Annotated in this window: 17 protein-coding genes; 8 read left to right on the top strand and 9 right to left on the bottom strand. The window is 74.2% G+C overall.

Translation table 11 applies throughout. From position 1 onward, the window contains the following. The first annotated feature begins 74 nt into the window (after nucleotides 1-74). A complete protein-coding gene (gene pdxA, locus BLP29_RS00185; protein ID WP_092798741.1) occupies nucleotides 75-2,297 on the top strand; it encodes a 4-hydroxythreonine-4-phosphate dehydrogenase PdxA in 2,223 nt (740 codons plus the stop codon). Nucleotides 2,298-2,313: 16 nt separating this feature from the next. Continuing rightward, complete coding sequence (locus BLP29_RS00180; protein ID WP_207798232.1) at nucleotides 2,314-3,132, top strand: DeoR/GlpR family DNA-binding transcription regulator; 819 nt, start codon at nucleotides 2,314-2,316, stop codon at nucleotides 3,130-3,132. A gap of 32 nt (nucleotides 3,133-3,164) precedes the next feature. Here the strand turns inward: BLP29_RS00180 and BLP29_RS00175 are convergent, their stop codons facing one another. Next, entirely contained in the window at nucleotides 3,165-4,598 is a 1,434-nt protein-coding gene (locus tag BLP29_RS00175; protein ID WP_243469585.1) for an MFS transporter, read from the bottom strand. Nucleotides 4,599-4,713: 115 nt separating this feature from the next. Between BLP29_RS00175 and BLP29_RS00170 the strand changes: the two genes are divergently transcribed. Beyond that, nucleotides 4,714-5,541: a siderophore-interacting protein gene (locus BLP29_RS00170; protein WP_243469584.1), complete on the top strand. Its 828-nt coding sequence runs from the start codon at nucleotides 4,714-4,716 to the stop codon at nucleotides 5,539-5,541. 25 nt (nucleotides 5,542-5,566) lie between these two features. Here the strand turns inward: BLP29_RS00170 and BLP29_RS00165 are convergent, their stop codons facing one another. Genes BLP29_RS00165 through BLP29_RS00150 form a run of 4 tightly spaced genes read right to left on the bottom strand, consistent with a single transcriptional unit; the run spans nucleotide 5,567 to nucleotide 8,608 of the window. Continuing rightward, nucleotides 5,567-6,232 (bottom strand): NADPH-dependent F420 reductase, encoded by a 666-nt coding sequence (locus tag BLP29_RS00165; protein ID WP_092798735.1) that lies wholly within the window; start codon nucleotides 6,230-6,232, stop codon nucleotides 5,567-5,569. Nucleotides 6,233-6,248: 16 nt separating this feature from the next. Continuing rightward, on the bottom strand, nucleotides 6,249-7,025 hold the full coding sequence (locus BLP29_RS00160; RefSeq protein ID WP_092798733.1) for an enoyl-CoA hydratase/isomerase family protein: 777 nt from the start codon (nucleotides 7,023-7,025) through the stop codon (nucleotides 6,249-6,251). Further along, complete coding sequence (gene ypfJ / locus BLP29_RS00155) at nucleotides 7,022-7,954, bottom strand: KPN_02809 family neutral zinc metallopeptidase (protein WP_243469583.1); 933 nt, start codon at nucleotides 7,952-7,954, stop codon at nucleotides 7,022-7,024. Before ypfJ ends, BLP29_RS00160 begins: the two co-directional genes overlap by 4 nt. Further along, nucleotides 7,955-8,608 (bottom strand): SIMPL domain-containing protein, encoded by a 654-nt coding sequence (locus tag BLP29_RS00150; RefSeq protein WP_165839228.1) that lies wholly within the window; start codon nucleotides 8,606-8,608, stop codon nucleotides 7,955-7,957. Between the two features lie 82 nt (nucleotides 8,609-8,690). Between BLP29_RS00150 and BLP29_RS20825 the strand changes: the two genes are divergently transcribed. Then, on the top strand, nucleotides 8,691-8,864 hold the full coding sequence (locus tag BLP29_RS20825) for a hypothetical protein (RefSeq protein WP_165839227.1): 174 nt from the start codon (nucleotides 8,691-8,693) through the stop codon (nucleotides 8,862-8,864). An 11-nt stretch (nucleotides 8,865-8,875) separates the two neighbouring features. On the opposite strand, the gene BLP29_RS00145 is transcribed toward BLP29_RS20825, so the two are convergent. Beyond that, a complete protein-coding gene (locus tag BLP29_RS00145; RefSeq protein WP_092798731.1) occupies nucleotides 8,876-10,462 on the bottom strand; it encodes a helicase HerA-like domain-containing protein in 1,587 nt (528 codons plus the stop codon). A gap of 9 nt (nucleotides 10,463-10,471) precedes the next feature. Next, nucleotides 10,472-10,987, bottom strand: a complete 516-nt coding sequence (locus BLP29_RS00140; RefSeq protein WP_092798729.1) for an antitoxin — start codon at nucleotides 10,985-10,987, stop codon at nucleotides 10,472-10,474. A 112-nt stretch (nucleotides 10,988-11,099) separates the two neighbouring features. Here BLP29_RS00140 and BLP29_RS00135 point away from each other — a divergent pair, with 112 nt between their 5' ends. The 4 genes from BLP29_RS00135 to ligD all read left to right on the top strand — a co-directional run bounded on the left by BLP29_RS00135 (nucleotide 11,100) and on the right by ligD (nucleotide 13,718). Beyond that, a complete protein-coding gene (locus BLP29_RS00135; protein ID WP_092800467.1) occupies nucleotides 11,100-11,327 on the top strand; it encodes a DUF4287 domain-containing protein in 228 nt (75 codons plus the stop codon). A 34-nt stretch (nucleotides 11,328-11,361) separates the two neighbouring features. After that, a complete protein-coding gene (locus tag BLP29_RS00130; protein ID WP_092798728.1) occupies nucleotides 11,362-11,808 on the top strand; it encodes a nitroreductase family deazaflavin-dependent oxidoreductase in 447 nt (148 codons plus the stop codon). Then, nucleotides 11,709-12,659, top strand: coding sequence for an SDR family NAD(P)-dependent oxidoreductase (locus BLP29_RS00125; protein ID WP_341537334.1), 951 nt, complete (start codon nucleotides 11,709-11,711; stop codon nucleotides 12,657-12,659). Before BLP29_RS00130 ends, BLP29_RS00125 begins: the two co-directional genes overlap by 100 nt. A 99-nt stretch (nucleotides 12,660-12,758) precedes the next feature. Continuing rightward, nucleotides 12,759-13,718 (top strand): non-homologous end-joining DNA ligase, encoded by a 960-nt coding sequence (ligD, locus tag BLP29_RS00120; protein ID WP_092798727.1) that lies wholly within the window; start codon nucleotides 12,759-12,761, stop codon nucleotides 13,716-13,718. Between the two features lies 1 nt (nucleotide 13,719). Here ligD and BLP29_RS00115 read toward each other — a convergent pair whose 3' ends face one another. Together BLP29_RS00115 and BLP29_RS00110 are read right to left on the bottom strand one after the other, a co-directional pair. Continuing rightward, nucleotides 13,720-14,490, bottom strand: coding sequence for a putative hydro-lyase (locus tag BLP29_RS00115; protein ID WP_092798726.1), 771 nt, complete (start codon nucleotides 14,488-14,490; stop codon nucleotides 13,720-13,722). Next, the gene (locus BLP29_RS00110) at nucleotides 14,487-15,191 is read right to left on the bottom strand and encodes a GntR family transcriptional regulator (RefSeq protein ID WP_092798725.1); all 705 of its coding nucleotides are present in this window, start codon (nucleotides 15,189-15,191) and stop codon (nucleotides 14,487-14,489) included. Before BLP29_RS00110 ends, BLP29_RS00115 begins: the two co-directional genes overlap by 4 nt. Nucleotides 15,192-15,307 lie beyond the last annotated feature (116 nt).

Below are 15,307 nucleotides of genomic sequence, written 5' to 3'. Positions count from 1 at the left end.
TTCGCGCACTCTGTGCCACGCTGCACAGGACAACGCGGTCCGCACCGGACCGCCCGACCGGTCGGAGGTGCCCCGTGACCCGTCCGTCGACCCCCGTCGTGGTGGCCGTCGCCGACGACCTGTCCGGTGCCGCGGAGACCGCCGTGCTGCTGGGATCCGGCGCGGCGCTGCTGCTCGGCGGCGACACCGCACCCACCGTGCTCCCGGGCAGCTGCGTGCTCGACCTGGACACCCGCCACCGGCCCGACGACATCGTGGCCGACCGCGTGCGGGCTGCGTTGACCGTTGCGCGATCCGCGCAGGTGCTGGTGAAGGTCGACTCCCTGCTCCGCGGCCCGCTCGCGGCCGCGGTGGGCGCCGCCGGCCCGGTCGTCGTCGCCCCCGCGCTGCCCGCACTGGACCGGGTCGTGGTGGGAGGGACGGCCGCCGTCGCCGGTCGCCCGCTGTCGGCCACCGACGCCTGGGCGACCGAGGGTCGCCCAGCCCCGGCCTCGGTCGGGGAGGCGCTCGCCCCCCTGCCGGTCGCGGTCGTCGACCTCGCGACCGTCCGCTCGACCGGGCTGGCCGGGGCGCTGCACGCCCTGCTGACCGCCGGCCGCGTCCCCGTGTGCGACGGGGAGACCGACGCCGACCTCGACGCCGTCGTCGCCGCCGTGGCGGAGCTGGACGGTGTCGCGCTGGCCGGCTCCGGCGGCCTGGCCGCCGCCCTCGGGCGCACCCTCCCCACCACCGCCGTCGACCCGGCTGCCGCACCCGTGGACCGCCGGCGCCCGGCCGCCACGGCCGGTCCGCTCGTGGTGGTCGGGACGGCTGAGCCCGTGGCCGCCGTCCAGGTGGGCCGGCTGACCGCCGCGGGGGTGGCCGAGCTCGTGGTCCCGGTGGCCGCGCTCACCGAGCCGGAGGCCGAGGCCGGGTGGGCCGCCGAGGTCGCCACCGCCCTGGCCCGCGGCCCGCTGGTGCTGCGACCCGACCCGACGGACGCCGTCGACCACGGCGCCTCCCGTGCGCTGTCCGCCGGCCTCGCCCGGCTGGTGGCCGACGCGCTGCAGCTCACCGATGCCCTGGTCGACCTCGTGCTCACCGGCGGCGAGACCGCCCGGCGGGTGCTCGACGCCCTCGACGTCACCGCGCTCACCCCGCGCGGCTCCGTGCACCACGGCGCCGTCGTCAGCACCACCGACGACGGCCGCACCGTGGTCACCCGGCCCGGCAGCTTCGGCGACCCGGACTCCCTGGTCTCCATCCTCACCGCATTGACCCCGACGGAAGGCACCGCACCCATGACCTCCACGAGCACCGACACCCGTCCCTGGATCGCGGTCACGATGGGCGACGGCGCCGGGGTCGGCCCCGAGGTCGTGGTCGGTGCCCTGGTCGAGGAGGCATCCTTCGCCGACTGCCGTCCCGTGGTGATCGGCGACGCCGCCCGGCTGCGGCAGGCCGCCGAGGTGCTCGGCCTGGCCGCGCGGGTCGTGGTGGTCGAGGGCCCCGAGCAGGCCGTCTTCGAGCCCGGCCGGATCAACGTCGTCGACCTGGGCCTGCTGCCGGCCGACCTGCCCTTCGGTCAGCTGTCGCCGGTGGCCGGGCACGCCGCCTACGAGTACATCCGGGTCGCCGCCGAGCTGGCCATGGCCGGCCGGGTGCAGGGCATCTGCACCGCGCCGCTGAACAAGGAGGCGCTGCACGCCGCCGGGCACGTCTACCCCGGTCACACCGAGCTGCTGGCGCACTTCTGCGGCATCGAGGAGGTCTCGATGATGCTCAGCTCGCCGAAGATCCGGGTCATCCACGTGACCACCCACATCGGGCTGATCGACGCGATCGCGAAGATCGAGCCGGGCCTGGTCGAGCGGACCGTGCGCCGCGGCCACGACGCCCTGGTGCGCTCGGGCATCGAGAACCCGCGCATCGGCGTCTGCGGCATCAACCCGCACGCCGGGGAGAACGGCCTGTTCGGCTACGGCGAGGAGGAGGAGAAGATCGTCCCCGCGCTGGAGGTGCTGCAGGCCGACGGCATCGACGCCCGCGGTCCGATGCCCGCCGACACGGCGTTCTTCGTGGCCGGTCGCGGCGACTACGACCTCATCGTGGCCATGTACCACGACCAGGGCCACGGTCCGGTGAAGATCCTGGGCATCGAGACCGGGGTCAACATCACCGTGGGCCTGCCGGTCATCCGCACCTCGGTCGACCACGGCACGGCCTTCGACATCGCCGGCACCGGCAAGGTCGACGTCCGCAGCATGGTCGAGGCGTTGCGGCAGGCTGCACAGATGTCGCCGAGCCCGGCGGCCTGAGCGCGGGAGGCAACGCGTGCACATCGACGACGCCGGCACGGCGCGGCAGCTGGGCTCGCGGGCCCGTCGCGAGGAGATCGTGCGGCTGGCCACGACCACCGGGCTGGCCTCGGTGGAGGAGCTGGCCGCGACCTTCGAGGTGACCGCCTCCACCATCCGCCGCGACCTGGCCCAGCTGACCGGCGACGGCCGGCTGGCCCGCACCTACGGCGGGGCCATGGCGCTGGTCGCGCACCCCGAGACCTCGCTGCGCCAGCGCACCGGCGAGGCCTACGCGGCCAAGCGGGGCATCGCGCGGTGGGCGGCCGACCAGGTGCAGCCCGGGGAGACCGTGCTGCTGGACGCGGGTTCCACGGTCGGCGCGGTGGCGCACGAGCTGCGGACGACCGTGCCGCTGACCGTGGCCACCACCGGTCTGACGGTGCTGGAGGCGCTGGCCGACGTCGACGAGGTGCACGTCGAGTGCCTGGGCGGCACGCTGCGCCACCTCTCGCAGGGCTTCGTGGGGCCGCTGACCGAGGCCGCCCTGGAGCGCATGACCTTCGACCGGGTCTTCCTGGGTGCCGACGGCGTCACGGCCGACAGCGGCATCTGCGAGGCGGGGCTGGACCAGACCCGGCTCAAGGAGCTGATGGCCCGGCGGGCGCAGCACGTCTACGTCCTCGCGCACGCGGCCAAGCTCGGCCGCCGTCCCTTCCATGCCTGGGCCCGGCTGCCCGAGCCGTGGACGCTGGTCACCGACGACGCCGCTGAGCCGGCGGCCCTGGCCCCCTTCCTGGCCGCCGGGGTGGCAGTCGTCGTGGTCGACCCGCAGGGCCGGGCCGAGCAACCCTGAGCGCTGGGCCGGCCCCGTTCAGTCGGCACCGTTCAGTCGGCCGCGCTCAGCGGGTCGGCGATGTCCTCCAGCGACGCGTTCTCGCTCTTCACACCGAACGCCAGCTCCGCGACCCCGCCGAGGGCCATCACGCCGGCGGCGATCCAGAACCCGGTGACCAGCTGACCGCTGTCGCCGGACTCGACCAGCGTGCCGAACAGCACCGGCCCGACGATGCCGCCCAGCCCGGTGCCGACCGCGTAGAAGAACGCGATGGCCAGTGCACGGGTCTCCATCGGGAAGATCTCGCTCACCGTCAGGTAGGCCGCGCTCGCGCCGGCCGAGGCGAGGAAGAACGTGACGGCCAGCAGGCCGATGAAGGTCCAGGCGTTCAGCCCGGTGAACACCAGCGCGATCACCACGGCCATCGCGGCCGACCCCAGGTAGCTGATCGCGATCATCGGCTTGCGGCCGACCGTGTCGAACAGCGGGCCCAGCAGCACCGGGCCCAGGAAGTTGCCGGCGGCGTAGACCACCAGGAACACCGGCGCCGTGGACGTGCCGACCCCGAAGTAGGTGGTCATCAGCGTGCCGAGGTTGAAGGTGAACCCGTTGTAGAGGAACGCCTGGCCCACGAACAGCGCGAGCCCGAGCACGGCGCGCTTCGGGTACTTCGTGAAGGCGACCTTCGCGATCTCGCGGAACGGGACGACGTGCCGCTGCCGGATGCGCAGCTGCTGGTCCACCGGCTCGAGGGTCTGCCCGGTCTCGCGCTCGACCTCCTGCTCGATCTCGGCGACGGTGCGGTTCGCCTCGTCGGCCTGGCCGTGGATGAACATCCAGCGCGGGCTCTCGGGCACGTGCCGGCGGACGACGAGGATCAGCAGACCGAGCACCGCGCCGAGGCCGAACGCCAACCGCCAGCCCACACCGGCGCCGAGCAGGTCCTCGTCCAGCAGGAGCAGCGACGCCCCGGAGCCCGCTGCCGACCCCAGCCAGTACGAGCCGTTGACGAGCAGGTCGACCCGACCGCGCAGCCGGGCCGGGATCAGCTCGTCGATGGCCGAGTTGATGGCTGCGTACTCACCGCCGATGCCGGCGCCGGTGAAGAACCGGCACAGGTAGAAGAACCAGGGCGCGGTCGCGAACGCGGTGAGCACGGTGGCCACGACGTAGATGCCCAGCGTGAGCATGAACAGCTTCTTGCGCCCGAACCGGTCGGTGAGCTGGCCGAAGAACAGCGCGCCCAGGCACGAGCCGACGATGTAGATCGACGCGGCCAGCCCGATCTGCGAGGCGGTGATCGAGATGCCGCTGCCGGCCTCGGTGAGCCGCGCGCCCACGCTGCCCACGATGGTGACCTCGAGGCCGTCCAGCACCCACACGGTGCCCAGCCCGATGATCACCATCCGGTGGAAGCGGGAGAACGGCAGCCGGTCGAGCCGGGCCGGGACGTCGGTGGTGATGGTGCCGAGCTGGGTGGTCACGGGTGCCTCCTGGGGTGCGCGACGTGATCGTCACGCCACACCCCGGGAACCGCACGTTGAGCCGTGCAACCAGTTCCACCAGGTACGGTTAGGCAAACCTGACCAGGAGGACGGCGTGACGCAGGCAACCAAGAAGAAGCGGGTCACCCGCGTGGGCACCGTCGTCCGCGCCGAGCGGCTCACCCCCCACCTCGTGCGGGTCGTGCTCGGCGGCGAGGGCCTCGCCGGGTTCGGCGCGGGGGAGTTCACCGACCACTACGTGAAGCTGCAGTTCCCCGCGCCGGGGGCGCCCTACGCCGCACCCTTCGACGCCGAGGTCGTGCAGGCCGAGCAGCCGCGCGAGCACTGGCCGGTCACCCGCACCTACACCGTGCGCGCCTGGGAGCCCGGGCCGGGCGAGCTGACCATCGACTTCGTGGTGCACGGCGACGAGGGCGTCGCCGGGCCCTGGGCGGCGAGCGCGCGACCGGGCGACCTGCTGCAGCTGGCCGGCCCGGGCGGGGCCTACGCGCCCTCGCCCGACGCGGACTGGCACCTGCTGGTCGGCGACGACTCCGCCCTGCCGGCCATCGCCGCCGCGCTGCCCCGGCTGCCCGCGGGCGCGCCGGCGCACGTGTTCGTCGAGGTCGAGGGCGCCGGAGACGAGCAGCACCTGCCGGGCGTGGTGTGGGTGCACCGCGGTGACCGCCCGGTGGGCAGCGCGCTCACGGCAGCCGTGCTCTCGGCCGAGCTGCCCGACGGGGTGCCGCACGTGTTCGTGCACGGCGAGGCCGGGTTCGTCCGCGAGCTGCGGCGTGCGGTGCGGGCCCGCTACGAGGTGCCGCGCGAGCTGCTCAGCGTCTCGGGGTACTGGCGCACCGGTCGCACCGAGGAGGGCTGGCGAGCCGACAAGCCGGCCTGGAACGCCGCCGTGGAGTCCGACGAGGCCGCGCTCGCCGTCTGAGGCGACGGCGGGCGCGGCCCACGGGTCACATGTCGCGGTAGCGCTTCGCCTCGGCGGTGGCCTGCCGCAGCTGCTCGACGTCGTACTCCGGGCCGTAGCCGGGGGTGTCGCGCTGGATGCGCCAACCCTCGGCGAGCGGGCCGACGTCGTAGGTGTCGAACCCGAGGCGGTCGATGTAGTCGGCCACCCACGCCTTGGCGTCGGCGTCGTCCCCGGCGATGACCAGCGCCCGCCGGTGCGGGGTGCCGCTCGGGCTGCGCTTGGTCGTGAGGTGCTCGGCGTAGATGTGGTTGAACGCCTTCACGACCTTCGAGGTGGGCAGGTGGGCCTGCGCCATCTCGGCGGTGGTGGTGGTCTCGGCGTCGAGCTCGGCGATGTGGCCGTCGCGCTCGGGGTAGTAGTTGTCGGTGTCGATGACCACCTTGCCGGCCAGCGGCTCGACCGGCACGTCGCCCAGGTTCTTCAGCGGCACGGTGACCACGACGACCTCGCCGGCCGCGCCGGCCTCCGCCGCGGTGGCCGCGGTGATCGAGCCCTGCCGGGTGTCGCGGGCCTCGACCTCGGCGACCAGCTCGGCCAGCGTCTCCGGGCCCCGGGAGTTGGCGATGACGACGTCGTAGCCGGCGTCGGTGGAGATGCGGGCGAGCTGCGAGCCGATCAGGCCGGCCCCGATGATGCCGATGGTTGTCATGCGCGGTGCAACGCCGTCAGGCCCGCGGGATTCCCCAGGGGAAGCGGGGTGCCCGCCGCTCGGCGAACGCGGCCACACCCTCGGCCAGCTCGCCGGAGGCGATGGTCTCCCGGAACCGCCGCGCGGCCACCGGCTCGGCATCGGTCCCCGAGGTGAGCGCGGTGACGATCTCCTTCGTGGCGCGTTGGGTCAGCGCCGACCGGCCGGCCAGGACGGCGGCGAACTCCTGCGCCCGGGCGTCGAGCCGGTCGGGGGCCAGCACCTCGTCGACCAGGCCCACCCGCAGCGCGGCCGCGGCGTCCAGCAGCTCGCCGGAGAACAGCAGCCACTTCGTGGTCGCCGGGCCCACCAGGTCGACCAGTGCCTTGGTCGGCGCCGGCGGGTAGACCACGCCGATGCGGGCCGGGGTCACCCCGAACACCGCGGTGTCGTCGGCGAACCGCAGGTCGCAGCTGGCGGCGAGCTCCACGCCGCCACCGATGCAGTGGCCCCGCACGACCGCGATCGTCGGGTGCGGGAAGGCGCGGAGGGCGGCCTGGGCGGCCAGGTTGTCCGCGCGCAGCCCGGCCATCGGGTCGGCCGGGTCCTCGCCGCCGAGCAGCTCGCCGATGTCGGCGCCGGCGCAGAACGAGGGGCCCGCGCCGGTCACCAGCAGCACCCAGACGTCGGACTCGACCTGTGCCAGCAGCCCGGGGACGGCGGCCCACATCGCCCGGGTCATCGCGTTGCGCTTCTCGGCCCGGTCGACGGTCAGCGTGGCCACCGCGCCGTCGACCTGGAGCGTGAGGGTCATCCGAGGTCGTCGGTGGCGAAGGTGTCGCAGGCGCCCGGGTCGCCGGTCTCGTAGCCGGTGCTGAACCAGCGCTCGCGCTGCTCGGAGGAGCCGTGGGTGAAGGCGTCCTGGTCGACGGTGCCGTTGCCCAGGTTGGTCTGGATGAAGTCGTCGCCGATGCGGCTGGCGGCGTCCAGCGCCCGGTCCACGTCGTCGGAGGTGATCTCGGTGATGAGCGGCTCCTGGCCGTCGTCCGACGTCGTCGTGGCGTGGTTGGCCCACACCCCGGCGTAGCAGTCGGCCTGCAGCTCCAGGCGCACCGTGCCCGAGGTGGGGCCGGTCTCGCCGGGGGTGACCCGCTGGTTCGTGCCGAGCAGGTTCTGCACGTGGTGGCCGTACTCGTGCGCCAGCACGTAGGCGTCGACGAAGGTGCCGCCGCGGGCACCGAACTGGGTCTGCAGCTGGTCGAAGAAGGTGAGGTCGACGTAGACCAGCTGGTCGCCGGGGCAGTAGAAGGGGCCCGAGCCGCTGGTCGCGCCACCGCAGGCGGTCTGCACCGACCCGCTGAAGAACACGGTGTCGGTCTCGGCGTAGGAGGTGCCGGTCTGCGGGAGCGCGGTCGTCCAGTAGTCCTGGATGGAGTCGATGATCGCCACCGCGGCGCAGTCGGCGCTGTCGTTGGCGTCTGCGCCGGTGCGGCACTGCTGCTCGAGCTCGGTGTTGTCCGCCGTCCCGCCGCCCCCGCCCTGCAGCTGGGACAGGATGCTGGCGACGTCGGCGCCCGAACCGCCGGACCCGCCGCCCCCGCCCAGCACCTGGATGAGCACGAAGGCGATCAACCCGACGACGCCCAGTCCACCGCCGCCCACGGCCGCGGCCCGGCCGCCACCGCCCCGGCGGTCCTGCACGCCCGAGGTGTCCAGTCGAGCGCCTTCACGGAACCGCACCATCTAGAGCTCCTCGAGGTTCGGGGCGGAGATGAGGAACACGGCCTCCACGGCGCCGTGCACCTCCTGCAGCGTCGGTTCCAGGTCGAGCTCGGGTGCCGCAGCGGCCCGGGCCCCCCGCGCGGAGCCGGCCATCACCATCATCGGGGTGCCGGAGGACGTGCCGTCGTCGCGCAGCTCGACCAGCCCGGTCAGGGTGCTGCCGACGGCCGCGGCGTAGCCGCGGGCGCGGGCGACCGCCTCGCCGATGGCCTCGGTGCGGGCCTCGGCGTGGGCGGGGTCGTCGCGGTCCAGCCGCCAGCTGGGGCCCCACAGCGAGCACCCGTCGAGGGCGGCGGCGGCCACGGCCAGCTCGCCCACGCGGTCGACGTCGTCGATGCGCACCTGGGTGGTGACGCTGGCCCGGTACCCGCTGATCCGGTTGCGCTCGGCCTGCTCGGGGTGGACACCGACCGCCGCGGTGGAGGAGCGGGTGACCAGCTCGGCGTGGGCGGCCAGCAGGTCGGTGACCCCGCGCTGCAGGTCGCCCAGCAGCGCCAGGGCGCGGTCGCGGCGCTTGTCCCGGGCCGTGGCGGTGATGGAGAGGGTCGCGTGGCTGGGACGCACCCGCAGGGTGGTCTCGCCCCGCACCACGACGCGCGGGCTCGGTTCGGTCACCGGGTCACCCTGGCAGATCACAGGTGGAGAACGCTTGTCGAGCCGTGACGCGGTTGTGACCCGGCGCTGCGAGGGTCGGTGCGTGGCCGGCGGACGAGGTGCGGAGGGCCGGTTCGTGACCGTCGGGGTCGTGGGCGCGGTCTGCCTGGTCTCGGCGCTGCTGACCTCGTGGATGCTCGGCGTCCCGGCCTGGGTGTTCGCCGTCGTGTTCGTCGGGCTGGCCGCGGTCAGCCTGATCCGCCCGCCCAACGGCTGAGCAGGACGCGCTCAGCGCCGCCGGCGGGTGCCGAAGACACCGCGGGTGATCTCGCGCCCCAGCGCCGACGCCGCCGACCGGGCGAAGGCCCGGAACGCCGACGAGCCCAGCACCTGCTCGACCATCCCCGGTTCCGGGGCCGGTTCGCGCCGGGGGCGTTCGGCCCGCGGTCCCGGCTGCCGTTCGGGGGCGGGTGCCGGCGGGGGAGCGGGAACCGGGGCCGGCGGCGGCGCGAGCCGGACCGCCAGCCGCTCGTAGGCCGACTCCCGGTCGACCGGGGTGCCGTAGGTGGCCAGCAGCGGGGACGCCGCGACCGCGGCCTGCAGCTGGGCGGGCTCGACCGCGCCCATGAAGGATCGGGGCGCGCGCAGCATCGTCCAGGCCACCGGGGTGGGGGCGCCGCGCTCGGACAGCACGGTGATGACCGCCTCGCCGGTGCCCAGCGAGGTCAGGGTCTCGGCGACGTCGTACGCGTCGGACCTCGGGTAGGTCTTCACCGTCTTCTTCAGCGCGGTGGCGTCGTCCGGGGTGAAGGCGCGCAGCGCGTGCTGCACCCGGTTGCCCAGCTGGCCGAGCACCGGGGCGGGGACGTCGGTGGGGTTCTGGGTCACGAAGAAGACCCCGACCCCCTTGGAGCGGATCAGCCGCACGGTCTGGGTGACCGACTCGAGGAAGGCTGCGCTGGCCCCGTTGAACAGCAGGTGCGCCTCGTCGAGGAAGAACACCAGCTTGGGCTCGTCGACCTCGCCGACCTCGGGCAGCTCCTCGAACAGGTCGGCCAGCAGCCACATGAGGAAGGTCGAGAACAGCGCCGGACGGTCCTGGACGGCGGTCAGCTCGACCGAGCTGATCACGCCGCGACCGTCGGGGGCCGTGCGCAGGAGGTCGGCGGTCTGCCACTCGGGCTCGCCGAAGAACACGTCGCCGCCGAGGTCCTGCAGGCCGACCAGGTTGCGCAGGATGACCCCGGCCGTGGCCTTGGAGAGCCCGCCCAGGCCCGCGAGGTCGGCCTTGCCCTCGTCGCTGACCAGCCAGCTGATGACCGACCGGAGGTCCTTGAGGTCCAGCAGCGGCAGGCCGGCGCGGTCGGCGTAGTGGAAGACCAGGCCCAGCGAGCTCTCCTGGGTCTTGTTCAGGCCCATGACCTTGCTCAGCAGCACCGGGCCGAAGGAGGTGATGGTCGAGCGCACCGGTACACCGGTGCCCAGGCCACCGAGGGCCAGGTACTCCACCGGGTAGCCGGTCGGCGTCCAGTCGTCGGCGGTGTCGGCGGCCCGCCTGTCGATCCGGTCGCCGGGCGCGCCCGGCTGGGACAGTCCGGTGAGGTCGCCCTTCACGTCGGCGAGCACCACCGGAACGCCCTGCGCCGACAGCTGCTCGGCGAGCAGCTGCAGCGTCTTGGTCTTGCCGGTGCCGGTGGCCCCGGCGATGAGCCCGTGCCGGGTCATCATCGACAGCGGGACACGGACCTGGGCGTCGGGGTGCGGCTGCCCGCCGTGCACCACCGAGCCCAGGTCCAGTGCGGGACCGGTGAACGCGTAGCCCGCGGCGATGGCCGCTGCGGTGCTGGTGGAGCCGTCGTCCGTGGGTGCGCTCACCGGTGTCGCTCAGCCCTGCTCGCGCGCGGCGCGGTCGACCTCGGGGGTGGGCGAGGTGGAGGGCGGGGCGAACCCGGCGCTCGAGGGCGGCGCGTGCTGCTCGGGCGCCGGCGGTGCGGTGGCCGCGCCGGGACTCCACGCGGGCGCGCTGTCGTCGGGTGCGGTGTGGGTCGGGGCGGCGCCCGGTGCACCGACCGCTCCGGGCTCGGCCACCGGTGCGGGCGGGGTGACCGGGGTCGGGTCCGGGGCCGCGGCCGGGTCCTGCGCCGGGGTCGTGGCGGTCGTGCCGAACGCGGTGCCGGTGCCCGTGCCGTCCTCGTGCCGCGGGACGGCGGCCTTGGCCTTCTGCGTCGCGTTGTCGATCTGCGCGGCGCGGTCGGGCATCTTCTCCTTGGCGAACTGCCCGGCCTTGTCGACGGCGCCCTCGATCTTGCCGGCGTTGTCCTTGAGGGCCGCCTCGATCTTGTCCGAGCCCTGGGCCAGTGCGTCCTGGGCCCGCTTCGCGAGCTTCCCGAAGTCCACCACGTCGTCCTCCTCTGGTCGTCGTCTGCGCACACCCTGCCGCTGCCGCGACGCGCATGCCACCCGTGCCACGAGTGCGCGCCCGGGAGGGTTCCCGTCGGCCAGGATGTCGGGCATGGCGGAGCCGCAGGAGACGAAGGTGCAGGGCCCGGCGAGCTACTTCCCGTCGATGGAGAAGAAGTACGGCAAGCCGATCGGGGAGTGGCAGCAGCTGGTGCGCGAGCGCCGGGCCGCCGAGCCCGACGCGAAGCACATGGCCCTGGTGTCGTGGCTGAAGTCCGAGCACGGCATGGGCCACGGCCACGCCAACGCCCTGGTCGCCCACGTCCTGGCCGAGGACTGAGGCGCCCGGCGCCGAGGAGTCCTAGGGTCGGGGCATGCCACTGGACGGCGAGTACGAGCCCAGCCCCGAGAAGTGGGTCCGCGACCAGGTCGAGGCCTACGAGCGCAGCGGCGGCCGCGAGGCGAACACCCTCCCGAACCGCCCCGAGCCGGTCGTCGTGTTCACCACGCGAGGTGCGAAGAGCGGCAAGGTGCGCAAGAACCCGCTCATGAAGGTCGAGCACGACGGCGTCTACGCGATGGTCGCCAGCCAGGGCGGGGCACCCAAGCACCCCACCTGGTACTTCAACGTCACCGCCCACCCCGACGAGGTCACGGTGCAGGACGGCCCCGAGCCCTGGGACGGCGTCGCCCGGGAGATCCACGGCGAGGAGAAGGCCGTGTGGTGGGAGCGGGCCGTCGCGGCGTTCCCCGACTACGCCGAGTACCAGGAGAAGACCGACCGGGAGATCCCGGTCGTGTTGGTGGAGAAGAAGGCCTGAGCGGGTCCCGCGTCGCCGTCGTCACCGGTGCCTCCGACGGCATCGGGGCGGCGGCCGCCCGCAGGCTGCACCGCGACGGCTGGCAGGTCGTGGTGGTGGGCCGCTCGGCCGACAAGACCGCCGCGGTCGCCGATGAGCTCGAGGTGCAGGGCCACCCCGAGGACCACCGCGCCGTCGAGCGGCACACCGTCGACTTCGCCCGCCTGGACGACGTCCGCGCGCTGGCCGCGACGCTGCGCGCGCGGCACCCGCGCATCGACGTGCTGGCCAACAACGCCGGGGCGTCCTTCCCCCGCCGGAGCGCGACCGGCGACGGCAACGAGACGACGTTCCAGGTCGACCACCTCGCGGGCTACCTGCTCACCCGGCTGCTGGAGGAACCGCTGCGCGCCGCCCGCGCCCGGGTGGTGACGACGTCGTCGTTCATGCACCGGCTCGGTCCGCTGCCGCGCACGGTCACCGCCGACCCGCCGCGCCCCTACTCGGGGATGCTCGCCTACTCGCGGGCCAAGACGATGAACGCCCTGTTCACCCGCGAGCTGGCGCGCCGCTGGGCACCCGACGTGACCGCCACCTGCTACACCCCCGGCGCGGTGGCCACGTCGTTCGGCGCCCGGTCGGGCGGGTTGTCCGGGCTCGCCTGGAAGCTCGGCCTCTCGCGCAGCTTCCGCACCCCGGCCCAGGGCGCCGACACCCTGGTCTGGCTGGCGACCGCCGAGGACGGCTGGCGCAACGGCGGCTTCCACGCCGACCGTGCGCCGTCCCGGGCGATGCCCTGGGCCACCGACGACCGCCGCGCCCGGTCCCTGTGGGACCTCTCGGCCGACCTCGTCGACCTCCCGCGTGGTTGATCATCGCCGGGTGGTCGTCGGGCGCGCCGGTGGCCCCGGCCGGTCGCCGATGATCAACTCGGGTGGGCAGCTGCCGCGCAGGCCAGGCAGACTCCCCGCATGAGCAAGGCGGGCGACGCGATCGAGGTCGAGGTCGACGGGCTGGACGTGCGGCTGTCCAGCTCGGACCGGGTCTACTTCCCGGCCCACGGCTGGACCAAGAAGGACCTGCTCGACTACTACCTGGCCGTCGGGCCCGGCATCGTCAACGCGCTGCGGGAGCGGCCGTGCATGCTGCACCGGTTCCCGAAGGGCGTCGAGGGCGACAAGGTGCACCAGAAGCGCATCCCGGCCGGCGCGCCGCCGTGGATCGAGACGGTGCGGTTGCACTTCCCGCGCTGGAACCGCACCGCCGACGAGCTGTGCGTGACCCACCTGGCGCACGTGGCGTGGGCGGTGCAGATGTCGACGGTCGAGTTCCACCCGTGGAACAGCCGCCGTGCCGACACCGAGCTGCCCGACGAGTGGCGCATCGACCTGGACCCCATGCCCGAGGCCGACTACGCCGCGGTGCGCCGGGTCGCCCACGTCGTGCACGAGGTGCTCGACGAGCTGGGTGCGGTGGGCTTCCCGAAGACCTCGGGGGGCAACGGGCTGCACGTGTACGTGCGCATCCCCCCGGTGCACGGGTTCACCGACGTCCGGCGGGGAGCCCTGGCGTTCGCCCGTGAGGTCGAGCGGCGCACCGCCGACGTCACCACCACCTGGTGGCGCAAGGACCGCGACCCCCGCGCGGTGTTCCTGGACTACAACCAGAACGCCCGCGACCACACCATCGCCGCGGCGTACTCGGTGCGCGGGAACGCCGACGCGACGGTGTCGACGCCGATCCGGTGGGACGAGGTCGACGACGCCCACCCGCGCGACTTCACCATCGCCACGGTGCCGGCCCGCTTCGCCGAGCTGGGTGACCTGCACGCCGGCATCGACGCCGAGGTGTTCGACATCGCCCCGCTGCTGGAGTGGGCCGCGCGCGACGAGGCCGACGGTGCCGCCGTCCCCCCGGAGCCGGAGGACTGACTCAGAGCTGGCGGTAGGCCGCATCGGGGACGTCGGTGACGAACATGTGCCCCGGCGCGTGGGTGATCGCGAACGGCGGCCGCGAGGCCATCAGCGCCGCCTGCGGGGTGACCCCGCAGGCCCAGAAGACCGGGACGTCGCCGGGCTCGGCCTCGACCGGGTCGCCGAAGTCGGGCCGGTCCAGGTCGGCGATGCCCAGCGCCCGCGGGGACCCGACGTGCACCGGCGCCCCGTGCACCTGCGGCATCCGGGCGGTCACCTGCACCGCGGTGGCGACCAGGTGGGCGGGGACCGGCCGCATCGAGACCACCAGCGGTCCCGACAGCCGGCCCGCCGGGCGGCACTGCCGGTCGGTCCGGTACATCGCCACGTTGCGGCCCTGCTCGATGTTGCGCACCGGCACCCCGGCGTCCAGCAGCGCGGTCTCGAAGCTGAAGCTGCAGCCGACCAGGAAGGCGACCAGGTCGTCGGTCCAGAGGTCCAGGACGTCGGTGGGTTCGTCGACCAGCCCGCCGTCGCGCCACACCCGGTAGCGGGGCAGGTCGGTGCGCAGGTCAGCGTCCGGGGCGAGCACGGTGGAGGTGCTGCCGGGGTCGGTGACGTCGAGCAACGGCACCGGCTGCGGGTTGCGCTGGCCGAACAGCAGCATGTCCCACGCCCAGTCGCGGGGGAGGACGACGAGGTTGGCCTGGGTCAGCCCCGGCGCCCACCCCGACGACGGGACGGCGACCCCGCCGCGGAAGGCAGCCCGGGCCTTGGCGCCGGCGCTCACGGGCGACCGGCCGCACGCAGGGCGAGCAGGTGGGCAAGCGACGCGTCGAGGTACTCCTCCAGCGCCGCGGCGGCCTCGGCGGCCCGCCCGGCGGCGACCAGGTCGAGCAGGTCGGCGTTGCGCTGCACGTAGGGGGCGTGCATGGCCTCGGCGTCCGCACCCTGGAAGGCCAGCCGCAGCTCCGCCTGCAGCCGGGCGGTCGCGGCGTCCAGGCGGGGGCTGCCGGCCAGGGCGACGAGGTGGGCGTGGAAGTGCATGTTCGCCGTCCCGACGCCCGACCAGTCACCGCGCCGGGCAGCCGCCGTGCCGTCGGCGACGTCCGCGCGCAGCGGGTCCAGCAGCCCGGGGTCCTCGGCCGCGGCGGTGCCCAGCCGGCGGACGACGTCGCCCTCGATCGCCCGGCGCACCCGGTAGACGTCGACCAGGTCGTCGTCGCTGAGCTCGGCCACGAATACGCCCCGGTGCAGGCGGTGCACCAGCAGGCCCTCGTGGCCCAGCAGCCGGAAGGCCTCGCGCAGCGTGTTGCGGGAGACCTGCAGCACCGCGCTGAGCTGCTCCTCCGACAGCTGGCTGCCCGGGGGCAGGTCGCCCTCGGTGACCCGGCGGCGCAGCAGCTCGGCCACCCGCTCGGCGGTGCTGGCCCGGGGCAGCCCGGCCACCTCGGCGGCCAGCCCGTCGAGGAAGGACTGGGTGGTCGTCACGTCGCCATGGTGCCGTGACGGGCACGTGTCGGGCCAGTCAATCTCTCACGTCACCTCTTGTGGGATTGTTCAACAACTCTCTAGGTTGAGGCGCAGCTCACCCCGCCCGCCGCTGA

Source organism: Klenkia marina, assembly GCF_900101025.1.
GTDB classification, from domain to species: Bacteria; Actinomycetota; Actinomycetes; order Mycobacteriales; family Geodermatophilaceae; genus Klenkia; species Klenkia marina.
This window is presented reverse-complemented; position numbering and strand designations above follow the sequence as displayed.

Bases quoted from the DNA above. Each gene is read 5' to 3' on its own strand.
- BLP29_RS00165 (WP_092798735.1), bottom strand. From the start codon at position 6,232: ATGACAACCATCGGCATCATCGGGGCCGGCCTGATCGGCTCGCAGCTC.
- BLP29_RS00130 (WP_092798728.1), top strand. From the start codon at position 11,362: ATGCCACTGGACGGCGAGTACGAGCCCAGCCCCGAGAAGTGGGTCCGC.
- BLP29_RS00135 (WP_092800467.1), top strand. From the start codon at position 11,100: ATGGCGGAGCCGCAGGAGACGAAGGTGCAGGGCCCGGCGAGCTACTTC.
- ligD (WP_092798727.1), top strand. From the start codon at position 12,759: ATGAGCAAGGCGGGCGACGCGATCGAGGTCGAGGTCGACGGGCTGGAC.
- ypfJ (WP_243469583.1), bottom strand. From the start codon at position 7,954: ATGGTGCGGTTCCGTGAAGGCGCTCGACTGGACACCTCGGGCGTGCAG.
- BLP29_RS00160 (WP_092798733.1), bottom strand. From the start codon at position 7,025: ATGACCCTCACGCTCCAGGTCGACGGCGCGGTGGCCACGCTGACCGTC.